This is a genomic window from Mycobacteroides sp. H001 (assembly GCF_001440005.1).
Lineage (GTDB): Bacteria > Actinomycetota > Actinomycetes > Mycobacteriales > Mycobacteriaceae > Mycobacterium > Mycobacterium gwanakae.
The window spans coordinates 535046-552616 of sequence record NZ_LJYH01000024.1 but is presented as its reverse complement, the minus strand read 5'-3'; the positions used below and the strand labels follow the sequence as shown (position 1 = coordinate 552616).

Genomic DNA, 17571 nt, shown 5'->3' with positions numbered 1-17571 from the left:
CGAATACGAGGACACCGATGACCAGCCCGCCGAACGCAAGCCATTCTTGCTTGTTTGGGCGCCTCGGGCGGCAGCGGGTTCTGGACGGGGTTCTGCACCACCGCGCGGTCCGGTGAGGTCGGGCCCTGGTCCACCGTGGAACGCACCGTCACGGTCAGCGACACGGCCAGCGCTATCGAGCAGATGCCAAAGACCAGCAGCAGCGGCGCCCCCACCAGCAAGAATGGCTTGCGTTCGGCGGGCTGGTCATCGGTGTCCTCGTATTCGCTCAGCTCGGTCTTGGCGTCCCCGAACTCGCCGGCACTTTCGGTGACAGCGTCGGGGTGCGCGAAGCCCGTGCCCGTGGGTCCCTCGAGTGAGTAGGCCTGTCCCAGCAGCGCGGTGCTGGCCTCGAAATCCGGTTCCTGCGCCGAGGCGAGCGCGGCGCCGCGGGCCAGTGCCAGCTCGGGCTGGTCCGGAGAGTTCACCGGCAGGGCGATCGCCTCGCCCAGTGGGTCGGTCAGATCGGAGACATCAGTGCCCAGGCCCAGCAGGAACACCCCGTCGGGCGCGTTGTCGTGGCCCTTGAGCGGGTTCACCAGGTTCGCCAATACCCCGGGGGTGACGCCGGTGATAAGCGGCTCGCTGGCCAGGCCGACGATCGATCCGTCGGCGGAGTCGACCACCGCCAGCGTCGCGTTCTCCGGCTCGATCACCAGCAGCGCCGACTTGTCGTACCCGGTGACATTGCTGGCAGCCTTGGCCAGCGCGCCTCCGGCGTGCAGGGCAGAGAAGAATTCGACGCCGTCGATCCCGCGGCTGGCCAGGGAATCGCGCAGCGCGGCGGCTTCGGCGTGATCGCTCCACACCACACCGGTGGACACCAGGTGGTGGCCGCCGTCGAGCATGCCGTCGCGGGTGCCGACGATCGCGGAAAGAACCTGTTCGGAGGCGGTGCCTTCGCCGTCGGAAACGATGATGGTGTCGGTGTCGACGATCCTGCCGTCGGCGCCCGCGCCCTCGACCAACACCAGCCGGGCAGTCGTCGGTGTCATCGAGACACCAAGTACGACGTCCACGTCAGATCCTCCGCTACATATCGAGACGGTCACCCGAACAAACGCGCCGAGGCCGTCAAAAAGTTCGAGTTGTTGCCGATTGTGTATCGGTGCGGCGCGTTTCCCCGTTACCCCAGCTAGGGGTTGATGAAGTTCTGGTAGGAGCGCGACGGGGTCGGACCGCGCTGCCCCTGGTACTTCGACCCTACCCCGGCACTTCCGTACGGGTGCTCGGCCGGCGATGTCAGGCGCAGCAGACACAGCTGCCCGATCTTCATGCCCGGCCACAACGTGATGGGCAGGTTCGCGACGTTCGAAAGTTCCAGGGTGATGTGCCCGGAAAAGCCGGGGTCAATGAATCCGGCGGTGGAGTGGGTCAACAGGCCCAGGCGCCCCAACGAGGACTTTCCCTCCAACCGTCCGGCGAGGTCGTCGGGCAGCGAGCAGACCTCCAGCGTGGACCCGAGCACGAACTCGCCGGGATGCAGCACAAACGGCTCACCCTCGTCCGGCTCTACGAGGCTGGTCAGCTCGTCTTGGCGTTGTTTGGGGTCGATATGCGTGTATCGGGTGTTGTTGAACACCCGGAACAGGCTGTCGAGCCGAACATCGATGCTCGACGGCTGGATGAGGGCTGGATCAAGGGGCTCGATACCAAGGCGCCCAGCGTCGAGCTCGGCGCGAATATCGCGATCGGACAGCAGCACGCGACGAGCCTACCGAGGAGCTGCCGGTACGCAGGGGCTCGGGCGGATGCGGCTACCCCTTGATGGCGATGACAGCTCCCGGCCGCAGCCAGCCGATGAGTCGTACCAGCGCGGCATCGTCGAGTGTCACGCATCCGGCCGAGGGCCCACCGTCGGAGGCGTGCACGAAGAATGCCGACCCACCGCCGGGTGTGCGTGATTTGTTGACGCCCATGACGATCGCGCGGGGGTATCCGTCCAGCTCTTCACTCAGCGAGGTGTCGAACGGGCAAGCGGATTGGGCGCACCGTTGGTGAGAGTTGTACCCCGGACTGGCGGGATCGCCGTCCCACCAGTCATCGGCATCCACCTGCAGATAGTTCAGGCCGTGCGCCACCGATGGTTCGGTGCCAAAGGCGTAGTCCAAACTGAAGACACCGGTGGGGGTCGCCGGATTGTCGTCGCTGGCGGTGTCCGCGAATCCGGTCGCACCGACATCGGAGGGCACGTTCTGTTCGATCGGTTCCCAAGCATTGCCCGAGCGCTGCCAGATGCCGATGACGGCCTTGGCGCCACCAGTCCCCTGGACCGATACCACTTGTGTTGCGGTACCGACAGATTCGGCAAACCACGGCGGCGGTGTGGCCTGGGCTGCGGCCGCCGGAACGACAGCGACCGGATGCGCCTCGGGGGCGGTGCCGCACGCGCCGGCCAGCAGCACAACGCTCAGCGGCAGCAGGCGGATCGGGCGCACTCATCCATGGTGCGGGTCAAACCTGAAAACCGCCTGTTAGTAACTAACCCTTAATGGCAATGACCGCACCGGGCCGCAGCCAGCCGATCAACTGCACGAGCATCCCGTCGTCGAGGGAGACACAGCCCGCGGTCGGGCCGCCGTCGGTGCTGTGCACGAAGAAGGCCGAACCACCGCCGGGAACCCGGTCCTTGTTCACACCCATGACGATGGCGTGTTTGTACTGCGGGATCGGGAGGTTCTCGCTCTGCGCGGTGTTGAACGGGCACTCGGCCTTGGCGCACTGCTGATGCGTGTTGTAGGTGGGGCTGTTGCTATCACCGTCCCACCAGTCGTTGGGTCCGATCTGGAGGTAACGCAGCCCGCTCGGGGGCGGCGGGGCGGTACCAAAGGCCCAGTCCAGTGAGTAGACGCCGTTGGGGGTGGCCGAGGCTCCCTCGCGTGCCTTGTCGATGAATCCGGCCGAGCCCACGTGAGCGGGAATCCCGGTGGATACGGCCTTCCACTCGTTGCCGCTGCGCTGGAACACATCGATCTTGGCTTTCGAGCCGCCCGCGCCGTTGACCGCGACCACCTGGGTCGCGTTGCCGACGGACTGGGCGAACCACGGCACGAAGGGTTCCGCGGCCGCAGATGTTGAGGTAGCCAGGGCGAGTATGGCCGCACACAGCAGCGTCACAAGACGGAACACGAGACCATCCTCGCTGATGTTGTTCTCGAATCCTTCAAGGTTGGGACACGGTTGCGCCACGGACCGATCGGTATAGTTCGGCCATGGACGCCGAGCTTGAAGAATGGAAAGCCGCCGGGCATTACTTCGATTACCTGGGTTTCGACATCTTCTACCGCGTTGAGGGCAGTGGGCCTCCCCTGTTACTCGTGCACGGTTATCCCTTCAACTCGTGGGATTGGGCACTGATCTGGCCCACGCTGGTGCAGCGGTTCACGGTCATCGCGCCGGACATGATCGGGATGGGCTTCTCCGACAAACCCGTTCAGTACGGGTATTCGGTTCTCGATCACGCCGATATGCACGAGGCGCTGCTGTCCTATTTGGGCATCGAGCGGATTCACCTGCTCACCCATGATCTGGGGAACTCGGTCGGCCAGGAGTTGTTGGCGCGCTTCGAGTTCGACGAGCAGTCGCGCGGCCGGGTGCCCATCGACTCGGTCACCTGGCTCAACGGCGGACTCTTCATCGAGGCCTACCGGCCCCGTATCGCCCAGACCTTGATGTCTCGAACACCGTTGGGCGACTTGGTGAGCCGGTTCCAGGGCACGCCGCTATCGCGCCGGATCCTGGATGCCGCCGTCAGCGAGATGTTCGGCCCGGACACCAAACCGTCGCCACGGCTGCTGTCTTTGTTCCAGCAGGTGTTGGAGTACAACGACGGCGCGCGGGTCACCCATCAGGTGGGCCGATTCATCAACGACCGCTATGACAACCGGAGTCGATGGGTGCGGGCCATGCGCGAAACCGCCGTGCCGATGCGGATGATCGACGGACCGATCGACCCGAACTCCGGGTTGCACATGGCCGAGCGCTACCTCGAGGTCATTCACGACCCGGATGTGGTGCTGCTCGACGACAACATCGGCCATTGGCCACAGATCGAGGCGCCCGAGGCAGTGCTCACGCACTTTCTCGCACACATCGATCGGGTCACGCCTTAGGCGGGGCCGTGTCCAGGTACGAGGAGAAGGTCGCGTAGTTACAGTCGGCCTCTCCGGTGCCGGTGGTGCTCTGGCACACCACCTTGTCGTTCAGGTAGATGCGCACTGTCACCGCCGCGTCTGGGGTCGCGGTGGAACGCCAATCAGCCTTGATCTCCGCGTGGTTAGGCGTCTTGGCGCCACGAGACAGATCGCCGACGGGCGCGTCGACCTTCCAGGGCAGGGTGACGCCGTCGGCGGGCTGCATCTCGGTGCCGTCCCAGTACTGCACGTTCGCCGTGGTCGCGCTGGACGACGTGACTTCGTAGGTCACCGTCTTGTCATCCGCGTGTGCCGCCGCCGGGAAGCTAAGCGCGCAGGCTGAGGCCACGGCAGACGCGGCAAGTAGTTGACGGACGGTCATGGAACACCTCGAGATGTCAGTTAGGTTTACAGATCGTTAGGCAGGCTACAGGGATTTTCTGGGCGTCAGCTGAGGCCGCGATCCAGGGGTTTCCGCCCGACTACGTCAGCAAACCGTCAAGCGTCCGAACCATGAGGCGGGGCGACTTGGGGACCGGCCCCGCAACAGGGGCGCAGAGTGACCCCGGCAGCAAGAAGGATTCTCCTGACCGCCGAGTACGGGGCTCCGGAGGCCGTAGCCAGGTCGCGGATACTGGCGCCGGCTTGGTATCCCGCCGCGAGCTGCGCGCGTTCGGGGGTCATCACGGGTGCGGGCTTGGGGCGCTGTTCACGCCGACGTTCGATTTCCGTGGCTCCACCCCAAATCCCGTAGGGCTGGCGTGTCTGCAACGCGTAGGTCAGACAGACGGCCGCAACGGGGCATCGACGGCAGATGCTTTTGGCCTGTTGTTCGCGCATACGGCGCACGGATCTGAGCTCGCGATCGCATGGGAAGAACAGCTCCGGGTCCACGGAGGCGTGCCGACATCGGCCGTACATCTGCCAGTGCGCATCATGGATATCTGGCGGTGGTGATTGCATAACCAGCTTTCGTTCTCGATACGCCGGGCAATCAACGGTTGCCGCGTCCGGACCACCAGCTGGTTGAGGCCCGATCTCTGAGCAGGGCCCAGCGCGGTCGGACATCTCCGACCTTCACCCCTGCGACAATAGGAAGCGACCGGCTCGGTGCCATCACCCTTTTCGGGTGATCTTCCGGCGCATGCGATAACGACGGGCGCGGAAAGTGACATAGGCCCAGTGGGTAGGGTCGGCCATCTGCGACGTCTTGAGAAGGAGGACTCGCCGGTGGATCGAGTCAATAGGCCGCTGACTGAGTTAGTGGAATTGCCGGGCGGCCCATTTTTCATGGGCTGCAACACCTTTTACCCCGAGGAACGGCCGGAGCGCACCGCGTCGGTCGATGTTTTCGCCATCGAGCGCCACCCGGTCACCAATGCTCAGTTCGCCGATTTCGTCGCCGAGACCGGTTACGTCACGGTGGCCGAGAAGGCGCCCGACCCGGCGCTGTACCCGGGCGCGTCCCCCGACGATCTGGTCCCCGGCGCGATGGTGTTCCGGGCTACCAGCGGACCGGTGAACCTGCACGACTGGCAACAGTGGTGGGACTGGGTTCCCGGCGCTTGCTGGCGGCGGCCATTCGGGCCGGGCAGCGATATCGACGGCGCCCCAGATCATCCCGTTGTGCAGGTCGCCTACACCGATGCGACGGCCTACGCGCGCTGGGCGGGCAGGCGGCTGCCCACCGAGGCCGAGTGGGAGTACGCCGCGCGCGGTGGCACCTCCACGATCTACGCCTGGGGCGACGAGGTGTCACCCGGGGGACAACTGATGGCCAATACCTGGCAGGGCAGGTTCCCGTACCGCAGCGACGGCGCACTGGGCTGGCACGGCACCTCCCCCGTCGGCACCTTCCCGCCCAATGACTTTGGCCTTCTGGACATGATCGGCAATGTGTGGGAATGGACGTCCACGCGCTTCGAACCGGGCGCCGATGCGCCCACCTCGTGCTGCAGTCCTTCCGAGAATCCTGACCCCTCGGTGATACAGGCCCTCAAGGGTGGCTCGCATCTCTGCGCGCCCGAGTACTGCCATCGCTATCGGCCGGCGGCACGCTCGCCTCAGTCACAGGACAGCGCGACCACCCACATCGGGTTTCGCTGCGTGCAGAGCCGGTCATGATTCCCACCCGGTGACCATGCCCACCGGCGCGCCCATGATGGCGACAACAAGCGCGTACATGGTTCCGATGTCAGACTGATCCCGCGCTACGGCAACGCACGTGGCGGTATTGACTTGTCGGAGGAACTGTATGAAACGTGATGTTCGAGCCCAACTCGACGTAGACATCTTGGCACCGTCAACCTTGGAGTTCCAGGTCGCTGTGTCGCCGCTTCCCGGTGCCGAAGTGACGGAAACCATGTCGCTGGAGCTGAATGGACAACCGGTCGAGGCCCAGGAGGTCGCCGGCGAGCACGGCAACCGTATCCATCGGCTCTACGTCGGGCAGGGCAACCTCCAAGTCACTTATGAGGCAACCATTCTCGGACAAGCGGACGAAGTTCCGGTCGAGGCTGCGGATTTGTCGACGTACTTACGCCCGAGCCGCTACGCCGAAGCCGACAAGTTCTACGGTTTCGCGGCAACCGAATTCGGTGAACACACCGAACCCGCGGTTCTGCTGGAGAAAGTCTCATCCTGGGTCGGCTCACGGTTGACGTATTCACCGGGATCCAGCGATCCCATCGATGGTGCCGTCGATACCCTGCTGGCGGCCGCCGGCGTCTGCCGCGACTACGCGCACCTGGTGGTGGCGTTGCTTCGCGCCGTCAAGGTGCCCGCCCGGCTGGTCGCGGTATACGCGCCTGGCTGTGACCCGATGGATTTTCACGCCGTAGCCGAGGCCGTCGTCGACAATCGCTGGCGCGTGGTGGACGCCACCTGCCTGGCCCCGCGACAAACAATGGTGCGCATCACCACCGGGCGCGACGCCGCCGACACGGCGTTCCTCGACAACCACGGCGGGCAGATCGTGCTGAACGGAACGTACGTCTCCGCCGTGGTCGACGGTGAGTTACCTCAGGATCATGTCGATCAGCTCATCTCCCTGCGATGACCACAGGGAGATGAGCTGACGACGGCTAGGAGTTCCCGGTCAACTTGTCCTTGACCGCGTCCACGCCTTCCTTGAGCTTGTCCGCAGCCTCAGTCAGCTTTTCCTTGACCGCGGCTATCCCCTGATCAAGCTGGCCCTCGGCCTTCAGATCCTCATCGCCGGTGGCTGCTCCAACGGCTTCCTTGGCACGGCCCTTGAGGTCCTCGGCCGTGTTCTTTGCGTCGTCAGCAATTCCCATGTGTTTCAAACCTTTCTGTATTCCGGCCGCTGCAAGAGCGGGCGGAAGGTTCATCACATCGACTTCCGGCAGTTTTCGTCAACGCCATCTCCGACAGTACCCACGGATTCCCCCTGCTGTGATGAGTTCCTTTCACGGCACTGCCCCGAAGAATCACCCGAAAAGGGTGATGCTCGCCCCCGCCCCTGCCATTAGCGTCGATGCAAGCATGTCTATTCATATATTCACGCCCATCTTCGCGATCACCCTCCGTTTCCGGATCTTGGCGAGACACAATGAATCACGTTGATGAATAGCGCCGCGGTGACGCCACTGCAGACCCAGATTCTTCGCCTCGAGAGGACTAACCATGGAACCCAATAACGGGGACAGCGCCGAATCCACCGAGAACAACAAACGCGGAGGCCTCTCGCGGCGTTCGATTCTGGGCGGTATCGCGGCCGCTGGTGTCGGTGCCGCCGCGGCCACCGCCGCGATCAAGGGGTTTGAGGGCACCGATCACGCGACAGGTGCCGGTACCCCGGGAACGGGGCCCACCAATGAGGACTTCCACGGGAAGATTGCCCTCGACGTGCGCGATTCGACACCCGACTGGACTCCGTACGAATTGAAACGGGCGCCGGAAGGTGCACCCAACATCCTGGTGGTGTTGTACGACGACACCGGGCTGGCGGCCTGGTCGCCATTCGGCGGACGTATCAATATGCCCGTCATGCAGCGCCTCGCCGATAACGGGCTGCGGTACTCGCAATGGCACACCACCGCGCTGTGTTCGCCGACGCGGTCCTGCCTGTTGACCGGCCGCAATCATCACGTCAACCGTTCGGCGTCGATCACCGAGGCCTCCAACGGATTTCCCGGTGCTGCGGGCCGGCTGCCCGCGGAGTGCGCCACCATCGGGCAGGTGCTGCAGGACAACGGGTACAGCACGTTCTGGGTGGGCAAGAACCACAATGTGCCCGAAGAAGACATCGCCGGTGGCGGTAGCCGATCCGAGTGGCCCCTGCAGAAGGGCTTCGACCGCTACTACGGCTTCCTGGGCGGCGAGACCAACAACTGGTACCCCGATCTGGTCGAGGACAACCGGTTCATCGAGCCGCCGTACACCCCTGAAGAGGGCTATCACCTGTCCAAAGACCTTGCCGACCAAGCCCTTCGGATGCTGCGGGATCAGCGGGCGACCAACCCGTCCAAGCCCTGGTATCTGTGGTTCTGCCCCGGCGCCAACCACGCTCCCCATCACAGCCCCGCCGAGTACACCGAGAAGTACAAGGGCAAGTTCGACGACGGCTACGAGGCCTACCGCGAATGGGTGCTGGCCCGCATGATCGAGAAGGGTGTCATCCCGAAGGACACCAAGCTCACGCCGCTGAACCCGATGCCCGCGGAGGTCGCCAACGAAGCGGACTCTGTGCGGCCGTGGAACACCCTGAATCCCGACGAGAAGCGCCTCTTCTCCCGGATGGCCGAGGTGTACGCCGGGTTCTCCGAGTACACCGATGCCCAGGTCGGCCGGATCGTCGACTATCTGGAACAGACCGGCCAGCTGGACAACACCATCGTGTTCTATTGCGCGGACAACGGCGCCTCCGGCGAGGGCTCCCCCAACGGCTCGGTGAACGAGAACAAATTCTTCAACGGCTATCCCGATGAGCTGTCCGAGAACATGCAGTACCTGGACAAGCTGGGTAGCCCTGACACCTACAACCACTACCCCACCGGGTGGGCGGTGGCCTTCTCCACGCCGTTCCAGATGTTCAAGCGCTACTCGCAGTTCTCGGGCGGAACGTGCGATCCACTGGTGATCCACTGGCCCAAGGGCATCAAGGACAAAGGCCAGGTACGCCACCAGTACCACCACGTCACCGATATCGTGCCGACCATTCTCGACGTGACTGGCCTGCAGATGCCGGAGACGTACCGAGGTGTCACGCAGTATCCGGTGAACGGTGTCTCGATGCGGTACAGCTTCGAAAAGGCCGATGCTCCCACGACCAAGAAGCGGCAGTACTACGCCATGCTGGGTACCCGTGGAATCTGGGAGGACGGTTGGAAGGCCGCGGCGCTGCACGCACCGATCAGCGGCAAGGGCCATTTCGACCAGGACAAGTGGGAGCTGTACCACGTCGACGAAGACCGCTCCGAGTCAACGAATCTGGCCGATAAGTACCCCGACAAGCTCAAGGGGCTGATCGCGGCGTGGTTCGACGAAGCGGACAAGAACTTCGTGCTGCCCCTCGATGACCGGTCGGCCACCGAACTGCTCACCATCGAACGGCCCTCGACCGAGCCCAAACGCAACCGCTACATCTACTACCCCGACACCGCACCCGTGCCCGAGGGCGTCGCGGTCAGCATCCGCGGCAGGTCGTACAAGATCATCGCCGACGTGGAAACCACGAAGGATTCACAGGGTGTGATCTTCGCGCACGGTTCGCGATTCGGCGGGCATGCCCTTTTCATGAAGGACGGGAAGCTCCACTACGTCTACAACTTCCTGGGGCTCAAGCCGGAGCAGGTGTTCGTCTCACCGCCGGTGTCTGCCGGGAAACGCACCCTCGGCATGGAATTCGTGCGCAAGGACAAGGGCAAGTACGGCGAATCTCTCGGGACGACAACGCTGTTCATCGACGGTAAGCCAGTTGCCAACGGCCCGATGCGGGCCCAGATCGGCAAGTTCACCCTGGCGGGCGACGGCCTGTGTGTCGGATTCGACAGCGGGGACAACGTCTCGCAGCTGTACGCCCACCCCGGGACGTTCACCGGGGGCACCATCAAGGGTGTCGCGATCGACGTCAGCGAGGAAACCTTCATCGACCTGGAGAAGGAAGCGCAGGCAGCGTGGGCGCGGGACTGAGCTCGCACGCGGGGTGAAATGCCGCCGGGCCCGGGCTGACCATCGGGAAGTTGGTCGGTCCGAGCCCGGTGGCTCCATCCGCCGATAATCGGGTGTGCGAAAACCGATATCAGTACCGAGAGGGGGAAAGATGACTCGTAACCCCGAGATATGCGACCGGCCGCACCCCGGTGTGGGCTGCTTCGTCGTGAAGGACGGCCGGTTTCTGATGGGGCGGCGCCGTGGCGCCCACGGCGCAGGCACCTGGTCGGTGCCAGGTGGCTGGATCGAGCGGGGTGAGAGTCCGGAATCGGCAGCGATGCGCGAGGTCTGGGAGGAAACCGGCATGCGAGCCACCGATGCGCATGCCGTCGGCGCCACGACAACTCTCCATGCTGAAGGTTTGTGTTCTCTGACGGTGTGGGTTGTTTCGCGTTGGGAATCTGGCGAACCGATCTGCATGGAACCTGACAAATTCGTTGAACAGCGCTGGTGTGCACTGGAAGAAGGCCTGCCCGCACCACTATTCGACGTATGGGCTGATCTACTGGTCTCGCCCACCTACGCGCGTCTACACGAGGTGTTGGCCGCCAGCCCGTATGCATGACGGCGCCAAAGTACAGGCTGATTAAACTCGCCACGAATTCAAGCTGCGCGACTACGGCAGTACGTATCCCGTCGCGCATACAGCCAAATCTTCACCGCGACTTCGTTTAACGTCCAAACCCACTCCTCTCATTTGTTCGATCGTCGCTATCTACTTCCGTGATCCGATTGCGCAACTTCTTGATTTCCGAGTGGTTTGGAGTATCCGGTGGTCGATTTGGGCACATTGCTATTGCGGACGGGCGCTGGAGCGCTGCTGATTACGGCGGGATGCCTGGTGGGCGCGAGCGCGGCGCAGGCCGCGCCGTCCGGCGACGGCGCCGGAGCTCATGGGGCAGAGTCGGCCAGTGGAGCGAAATCCAGCTCGGGCGCGACGTCTTCGGGTGAGTCCACTGCTCCCGCCGGGACCTCCACAGCCACAAATTCCGTCAACACCAAGTCCTCCAAGGAATCACAACGTTCGGTAACTCCTCGCAATCCACACGACGCAGCAGACTCATCCAGCACAGTAGGCTCTGGCAGCTCTGCCGCTGCGCAGCAGAAATCCCCCAGTGCCCCGCCGCGGACCAACACTCTCACCAGCGCGAAACCAAGTACCGCAGGCGCATCCAGCGCCAGCCGCGAACCACACACGGATGCCAGCCAGACGACGGCGTCCGAACCCGCTCACGAGGCAACCGCCGCGACCAAACCGGTCGACGGCTCCAAGGCGCCCGCGCAGACTCTGTCAGGTCTCGACACGACCACTAGCGCCCCGAAAGCACTTGAAGCGCAACTTTCTCGGACCAAGACCTCCGCGCCGGAAGCACTTCCCTCCGCCGCTGGCGCCCCCAACGCACAGACGCAACAGGCGGGCAAAAGGACGTCCACCCGAAGCGCTGAGCCTGCCGTCACTGCACCACTTCACACCGCAGCCGATAGCGAGCTGGCCAACAAGGTCACCTCTACTGTCAGCATCACTCGAAGCGCGCCGACAGCAACCCTCACCGATACGGTCGCACCACAGCACCTGGCAACAGTCGAGCTGCCACGACGCCAGTCGGCCACAGCCGAAGCAGCGCTGGCGCCCATAGCCTTAGCGCCAACGACTTCCGTCTCCACGGCGGTGGCGTCTGCCCTCCCCGCGCCGGTCGCCCCGCTTGCACCACCGGCGCCCGCGCCGGTTCCGGTGCCAGTCAATCCACCGGCGCCCACCGGTGGAACCAGCTCCGTCACGTCGACCTCTGTCAACACCCGTAAGCGCGGTGAGAGCGCCGGCGATACCGTGACTCAGGAACCCGTGAACAAGGTGCTGGTGATCGGTGTTGACGGCACCAACATGAGCAAGATTCTTGATGCGCAGACACCCAACTTCCACGAGCTGATGCAAGAGGGAACCACTGGCGTGTCAAGTATCGCCGGGCATACCACCATCTCCGCGGACTCATGGACGACGATCCTGACCGGCGTATGGGACACCAAACACGGCGTAACCAACAACGGCATCACCAACGACTTCACCCGATTCCCCTCCGTCTACACCCAGATTGAAAGGGCCAAACCGGAACTCAAGACTGCATCGATAGCTGACTGGAACGTGCTGGAAAAGATTGCGCGGGGAGGTATCGGCGCCGACCAGGTTGTCCGCACACCCGCTATCGCCGGTGACGATTCCGAAAGCCAACTCGATGCGCAGACCACGGCCAACGTCGCCAAGTCAATCCAGAACGACGGCCCCGACTTTCTCTTCACCCATCTGGACCAGGTGGACCATGCCGGCCACCTCTACGGCGGTGGATCTCAGCAGTACATCGGCGCACTTGAACGCACAGATACCAACGTCGGCACCATCATGGACGCGGTCCGGGCCCGGGAAGCGGCGGCCGGCGAGAAGTGGACGGTGCTGGTGGTCACCGATCACGGACACCGTCCAGAGTTGGGTGTCGGGCATGGATTCCAGTCTCCGAACGAGACATCCACCTTTGTGATCGCCCGCGGCCCGGGCTTCAAACCCGGCCAGATCAACCCGTCGTTCGGAATTGACGACATCACTCCGACCGCTCTGGGGCTACTCGGAGTGCCGTCGCTTCCCGACTCCGACGGCACCGACCTGCGGTCGCTCGCCGATCATGCCAGCACGCCAACCAATCGCAAGACGGCGATCAGCGACATGGTCAACGCCAACCACTATCCGGACCTGCTCACCCGGCTGCGGCTCGGAATCCGTTCGGTGATCAGCCTTCCCGCCGGCCCGCTGCTCGACGGAATCGTCGATGGTGTCAACGGGGTACGGCAGCAGCTTGACGCGGTGGGCTCCTCCGGAGTGCCCGTGTTCTCACAACTGGCCAGCGCCACGAGTTGGGCATTGGGGGCGTTCAACCAGGGACTCACGGTGGTGACCAACACGGTCGTCACGGTGGTCAACCGTCTCACTGGCGCGGGAGTCGTCGACGCGGCGCCCGGTGACAACGACCGCAGCCTGCCCCAGCAGGTGCTACCGGCCCTCTGACCTAGTTGTCAGTGCGGCGCAATGCCGATCGCCTCACGGCGGTTCGATACGTGCAGTTTCTGGTAGATGGAACGCTGATGTGTCTTGAGGGTGTTGACCGACACCGACAGCTTCGCGGCGATCTCCGCCGCCGTCATCGGAGTCCGCAGGTATGCCAACACTTCTCGCTCCCGTGAGGTGAGTGCCGCGGCAGGGTTCTCCGATGCGCCCGTCTCGCAAGCCAACAAGCACTCGGCGAGAAAGTCCGGATACGCGGTCCGTGAGCTGTGCGCCCCCAACAGCTCACGACACGACTGATCGGCGTTGTCCAGGAACGGGTAGCGCACGGATTCCGGTGCGGCCAGCGCGAGCGACTCCTCCAGCAGCTGGTGTGCCCGGGCATTGTCGGCCCGTTCCCACGCCAGCAGCGCACCGATCAGGGCGGCATAGGCACGCGTGTACGTGGCCACCGATTCGCCACGTGCGTTGTCGGCCAGGGTCTGTGCGAGATCGGCATTCCCGAGCCTCCGGCAGATGCCCGCAACCATCGCGGAAGCGGTCGGCAGTGGGGTGACGTCGACGAGCCTCGCCGCGAGCTGCAATGCCTCGTGCGAGTGCCCCCGCATTTCGGCGATCCTCGCGAGTGCGGCGGCGCGGAAACTGCCTATCGGGACGGCCCTGTTGTCTCCCTCGCCGATGCGCATGGCCACCGCTTCCAGTTGCGGGAGGGACAGATCGCACCCCTGGTTCCGCAGAGCTGCAGCACTGAACACCAACATCATGCGCCCGATGTCCGGGTAACCATCCCCTACCGCAGCATCCGCCACGGCGAAATCCTCGAGCGCCCCAGCCAGGTCGCCCTGCCACATGTGGATGAATCCAGTTGTGAAGCAGGATATCCCGCCTCCTTCATGGGAAATCCAGGGAACCTCAGCCATGCTGAGCGACTGCAGGGCGTGGCCGAACTGCCCGGCGTGGACATAGGCGAAGGCCAGGCTCTCTGCGGCCCTATCCGCGACTGCCGTCAGACCCAGCGCGCGGCATTCGTGTGCCGCCGACTCCAGCAGTCGCATCGAGTAACCGACGTCGCGCCGCAATCGGGTTTCGGCCCAGCCCAGTAGGAACAGCGCGCACGCATACACGCGGTGGGGCACGAGTGCACGATCGGTGAGAGCTTCGGATACCGCGTCGACAGCGGCCGCCATGACGCTGTGGTCGTCGGAGATCAGGATGCGGCTCAGATTCGCGATAAGGCGCACGCGCCGAGACTCGACATGGCCATGCGCCAGGTCCTGGGCGCGTTCGAAATGCAGCTGTGCGCCAAGGCGATCACCGGCGACCTCCCGGCAGCAGGAACGCACCATCGCAATGTCGGCGGTCTCGCCGAATGCGTCGGCCACCGCGATGCAGGCACTCTCCAGCGCCACGGATCGGGCTTCCAGCAGCAGTTCGAGCCAGTGATCGGTGATTATCTCTGCGGCCAACCGCCCGTCCGCCCCGCGAACGGCATGCTCGACGGCATCCAACGGGTAGCGGTCACGCAACTCGCGTGCGGCCAGCAGGTTCAAGGCACTCCATCGCGCCGGGTCCGACTGCCTGAGCACTTCGCCACATCCGTGTGCGAACATCGAATGCCACTGGTAGATAGCATCTTCGCCAGATCCGAATCGTTCGATGAACAGGCCGGAGGTCGCGCATTCGGCGAGCAGTCCCGCGGCATCGGAACGCCCGGAGAGCGCGGCGGCCAGGCGTTCATCCACCCGTGTGCATACCGTGGCAGCCAGTACGAACTCGGCAAGCTCGGGGCGCAGCCGCGCGAGAACGGCGGCACGGATGTATTCACTGAAGTCGAGATCATCTAGGGCGCTGGGCATCTCGCCGTCCAAGAGCGCCAGCCGCACGGCTGCGGGCCAGCCCCCGGTGCTCTGCACGATGCGTTCGGCATCCCTGGCGGCAAGGTCCTGCTGGTGCACATGCCCGGCGGCCGACAGCACATCCTCGGCGGTGAAAGCCAGGTCGCCCGCCGTCACCACCGCCACCTGACCATGCACCCGCAGCCTGGTGAGCAACGCCTCCGGCGCCACTGTGGTGATCAAGACAAGTCGCAGCCAGGGCGGGCCGTGCTCGATGAACTCGACGAACTCCGTGGACTGTGTGACTCCGATGGCCTTCTGGAAATCGTCGAGCACGACCGTGACCGGGCCCGGAATCTGGATCGTCGATAGGGCGGTGAAGATCAGTCCCAGGGATGGCAGCTCGAAGGCGGTAGCCAGTGCCCGCCGGGCCTGGGCGTCGTCACCGTCACCCGCCGCGTGCCGCAGCGCCGTCATGATGCCGCGGATCAGCTCGGGGAAGTCTGCCGCCTGCTCCGTCACCGTCAGCCACCCGACCGAGCCCGGCTGCTGCTGCCGCTGCGCGGCGGCCCATTGCCCCACCGCGACCGTCTTACCGAACCCGGATGGTCCCAGCACCACGACCGCCCGAGACTGCTGAACGTGCAGGTCAAGAATGCGGTGCACGTCCGTGCGGGCGATCATTCCAGGACTCGATGACGGTGGCGTGGCCAGGAACCATGGGGCCGGGCTCCATGCCGTCGAGCCGGCGGGCGTCCCGCCTGCGGTCAGGTCGTCGCAGCCAGCCATCCGTTCATTGTCTCCGGAACCGCTGAACCCGAGTTAGCCACCCGGGTTCGACGCTGTCACGTTGCCGATTGCCCGAGGGTGACCTGGACCGTGCGCGATGTTCCCGATTGGTCCGCGTAGGTGAGCGTGACCGCGTCGCCAGGTGCCTTGGACCGCACCGCGGCCACCAGCGCCTCGGGGCCGTCGATGATCTGGTTGTCGACCTTGGTGATCACGGCGCCCTTGGGCAGTCCGGCTGTCGCCGCCGCGCTGCCACTGACCACACCTGCCACGACCGCGCCAGGCATGTCGTCACCGGAGCCGAGCTGTACGCCCAGCGAGGCATGCCGCACGGTGCCGGTGGAGACCAGCTCGTCGGCGATGCGCTTGGCTTGATCCACCGGGATGGCGAAGCCCAGGCCGATCGATCCGGCTTGTCCGCCGCCCTGCGAGTCCTGCCCGCTGGACAGTGACGCGATTGCCGAGTTCACACCGATGAGGTCACCGTTCATGTCGACGAGTGCACCGCCGGAGTTGCCGGGGTTGATGGCCGCATCGGTTTGGATAGCGCTCATCACCGAATGCTGTCCGCTCTGATCATCACCGGTGCTGACCGGGCGACCGAGCGCGCTGATGATGCCGGTTGTCACGGTCCCCTGCAGGCCCAAAGGTGAGCCGATGGCGACGACGTTCTGGCCAACCTTCAGGTCTTTCGACGAACCGATAGAGATCGGGGTGAGGTCGGAGACACCCTGGGCCCGAACCACGGCCAGGTCATCGTCGGGGTCGGCGCCGACGACGGTGAATGGCACCGTTCGGCCGTCGGCCAGGGTCACGGTCGCCTTGACGCCGTCGCCGGTGTGGGCGGACGGGCGGGTGCTGCGCCGGTCGTTGCCGTTGGGCACCTGCCCGTCACGACCGTCTTGATAGTCACCGGGCAGCTGTTCGCCGGGAAGGATGCCGGGCGGAAGGTTGGTGAGCGGCCCGCGCCGCGACGGGGCCGAGGGCGCCAGATCGCCGCTGCCCGACATGGCTGCGGCGACGACGTGATTGTTGGTCAGGATCAGCCCGTCAGGGCTCAGCACGATGCCGGAGCCCGACTCGCCCTCCTGCCCGCTCTGGATCTTCAGTTGCACGACGCTGGGCAGCACCTTGGCCGACACCTGTTCGACCGAGCCGGCCGGGGTCGCAGCACCCGGCTGTCCGAGTATTGAACCTGTTGGCAGGGAAGGCTTTCCGGCGAGGCCCGGGCTCGATACCTGCGCTACGGGGGCGGGATGTCCGGACTGGTTCACCACGACGACGGCCGTGGCGGCGCTGGCGGCAATGGCCACCACGACGGCACCGGCGGTCAAGCCGACGGCACGAAGACGTTTCCGGCGCAGCGGGTTCGGAGCCAGTTCGGCGCGGTCCGGGAACGTCTCGCCATACGCGTAGCGTGTCCGGGTGTCGGTGACCGGACCGTGCACCTGGCGATAGCCGTGCTGGCCCAACGGGAATTCGTTTCCGTACGGCGGATGCCCAGGCTGGTAGTTCATCGATATGTCCTTCTTCCTCACGATGCAGTCAGGGC

14 protein-coding genes and 1 pseudogene are annotated in these 17571 nt (G+C 64.7%); 6 read left to right on the top strand and 9 right to left on the bottom strand.

Annotated features, from left to right (window positions below; all coding sequences use genetic code 11):
* From AOT83_RS08970 to AOT83_RS08955, 4 genes and pseudogenes are all read right to left on the bottom strand, one after another.
* Window positions 1–1058 (bottom strand): annotated as a pseudogene (locus AOT83_RS08970) (hypothetical protein); the annotation flags it as partial.
* Window positions 1059–1174: 116 nt separating this feature from the next.
* Window positions 1175–1744 carry a dCTP deaminase gene (gene dcd / locus AOT83_RS08965; RefSeq protein ID WP_030097194.1) on the bottom strand — a complete coding sequence of 190 codons (570 nt, stop codon included), beginning with the start codon at window positions 1742–1744 and terminating at the stop codon, window positions 1175–1177.
* 52 nt (window positions 1745–1796) lie between these two features.
* Window positions 1797–2477: a L,D-transpeptidase family protein gene (locus tag AOT83_RS08960; protein WP_109394504.1), complete on the bottom strand. Its 681-nt coding sequence runs from the start codon at window positions 2475–2477 to the stop codon at window positions 1797–1799.
* A gap of 43 nt (window positions 2478–2520) precedes the next feature.
* The gene (locus AOT83_RS08955; RefSeq protein ID WP_078284845.1) at window positions 2521–3228 is read right to left on the bottom strand and encodes a L,D-transpeptidase family protein; all 708 of its coding nucleotides are present in this window, start codon (window positions 3226–3228) and stop codon (window positions 2521–2523) included.
* A gap of 23 nt (window positions 3229–3251) precedes the next feature.
* On the opposite strand from AOT83_RS08955, the gene AOT83_RS08950 reads away from it, so the two are divergent.
* A complete protein-coding gene (locus AOT83_RS08950; RefSeq protein ID WP_030097199.1) occupies window positions 3252–4151 on the top strand; it encodes an alpha/beta hydrolase in 900 nt (299 codons plus the stop codon).
* Here the strand turns inward: AOT83_RS08950 and AOT83_RS08945 are convergent.
* Complete coding sequence (locus AOT83_RS08945) at window positions 4141–4554, bottom strand: MmpS family transport accessory protein (protein WP_030097200.1); 414 nt, start codon at window positions 4552–4554, stop codon at window positions 4141–4143. The two genes, AOT83_RS08950 and AOT83_RS08945, sit on opposite strands and share 11 nt — an antisense overlap.
* A gap of 116 nt (window positions 4555–4670) precedes the next feature.
* Window positions 4671–5093, bottom strand: coding sequence for a WhiB family transcriptional regulator (locus AOT83_RS28030; RefSeq protein ID WP_227465306.1), 423 nt, complete (start codon window positions 5091–5093; stop codon window positions 4671–4673).
* Between the two features lie 309 nt (window positions 5094–5402).
* On the opposite strand from AOT83_RS28030, the gene AOT83_RS08940 reads away from it, so the two are divergent.
* Window positions 5403–6296, top strand: a complete 894-nt coding sequence (locus AOT83_RS08940) for a formylglycine-generating enzyme family protein (protein WP_267888681.1) — start codon at window positions 5403–5405, stop codon at window positions 6294–6296.
* Window positions 6297–6426: 130 nt separating this feature from the next.
* Window positions 6427–7230, top strand: coding sequence for a transglutaminase family protein (locus AOT83_RS08935; protein WP_030097202.1), 804 nt, complete (start codon window positions 6427–6429; stop codon window positions 7228–7230).
* A 25-nt stretch (window positions 7231–7255) separates the two neighbouring features.
* Here AOT83_RS08935 and AOT83_RS08930 read toward each other — a convergent pair whose 3' ends face one another.
* The gene (locus AOT83_RS08930) at window positions 7256–7468 is read right to left on the bottom strand and encodes a CsbD family protein (protein WP_030097203.1); all 213 of its coding nucleotides are present in this window, start codon (window positions 7466–7468) and stop codon (window positions 7256–7258) included.
* A gap of 349 nt (window positions 7469–7817) precedes the next feature.
* Between AOT83_RS08930 and AOT83_RS08925 the strand changes: the two genes are divergently transcribed.
* The 3 genes from AOT83_RS08925 to AOT83_RS27615 all read left to right on the top strand — a co-directional run bounded on the left by AOT83_RS08925 (window position 7818) and on the right by AOT83_RS27615 (window position 13398).
* On the top strand, window positions 7818–10325 hold the full coding sequence (locus AOT83_RS08925; protein WP_057965437.1) for an arylsulfatase: 2508 nt from the start codon (window positions 7818–7820) through the stop codon (window positions 10323–10325).
* A 130-nt stretch (window positions 10326–10455) separates the two neighbouring features.
* On the top strand, window positions 10456–10911 hold the full coding sequence (locus tag AOT83_RS08920) for an NUDIX domain-containing protein (RefSeq protein ID WP_057965438.1): 456 nt from the start codon (window positions 10456–10458) through the stop codon (window positions 10909–10911).
* A gap of 207 nt (window positions 10912–11118) precedes the next feature.
* Window positions 11119–13398, top strand: a complete 2280-nt coding sequence (locus AOT83_RS27615) for an alkaline phosphatase family protein (protein ID WP_057965439.1) — start codon at window positions 11119–11121, stop codon at window positions 13396–13398.
* An 8-nt stretch (window positions 13399–13406) separates the two neighbouring features.
* Here the strand turns inward: AOT83_RS27615 and AOT83_RS08910 are convergent, their stop codons facing one another.
* Both AOT83_RS08910 and AOT83_RS08905 read right to left on the bottom strand, forming a co-directional pair.
* Window positions 13407–16019 (bottom strand): LuxR C-terminal-related transcriptional regulator, encoded by a 2613-nt coding sequence (locus tag AOT83_RS08910; RefSeq protein ID WP_081343766.1) that lies wholly within the window; start codon window positions 16017–16019, stop codon window positions 13407–13409.
* Window positions 16020–16075: 56 nt separating this feature from the next.
* Window positions 16076–17353 carry a trypsin-like peptidase domain-containing protein gene (locus tag AOT83_RS08905; RefSeq protein ID WP_057965606.1) on the bottom strand — a complete coding sequence of 426 codons (1278 nt, stop codon included), beginning with the start codon at window positions 17351–17353 and terminating at the stop codon, window positions 16076–16078.
* Window positions 17354–17571: the final 218 nt, after the last annotated feature.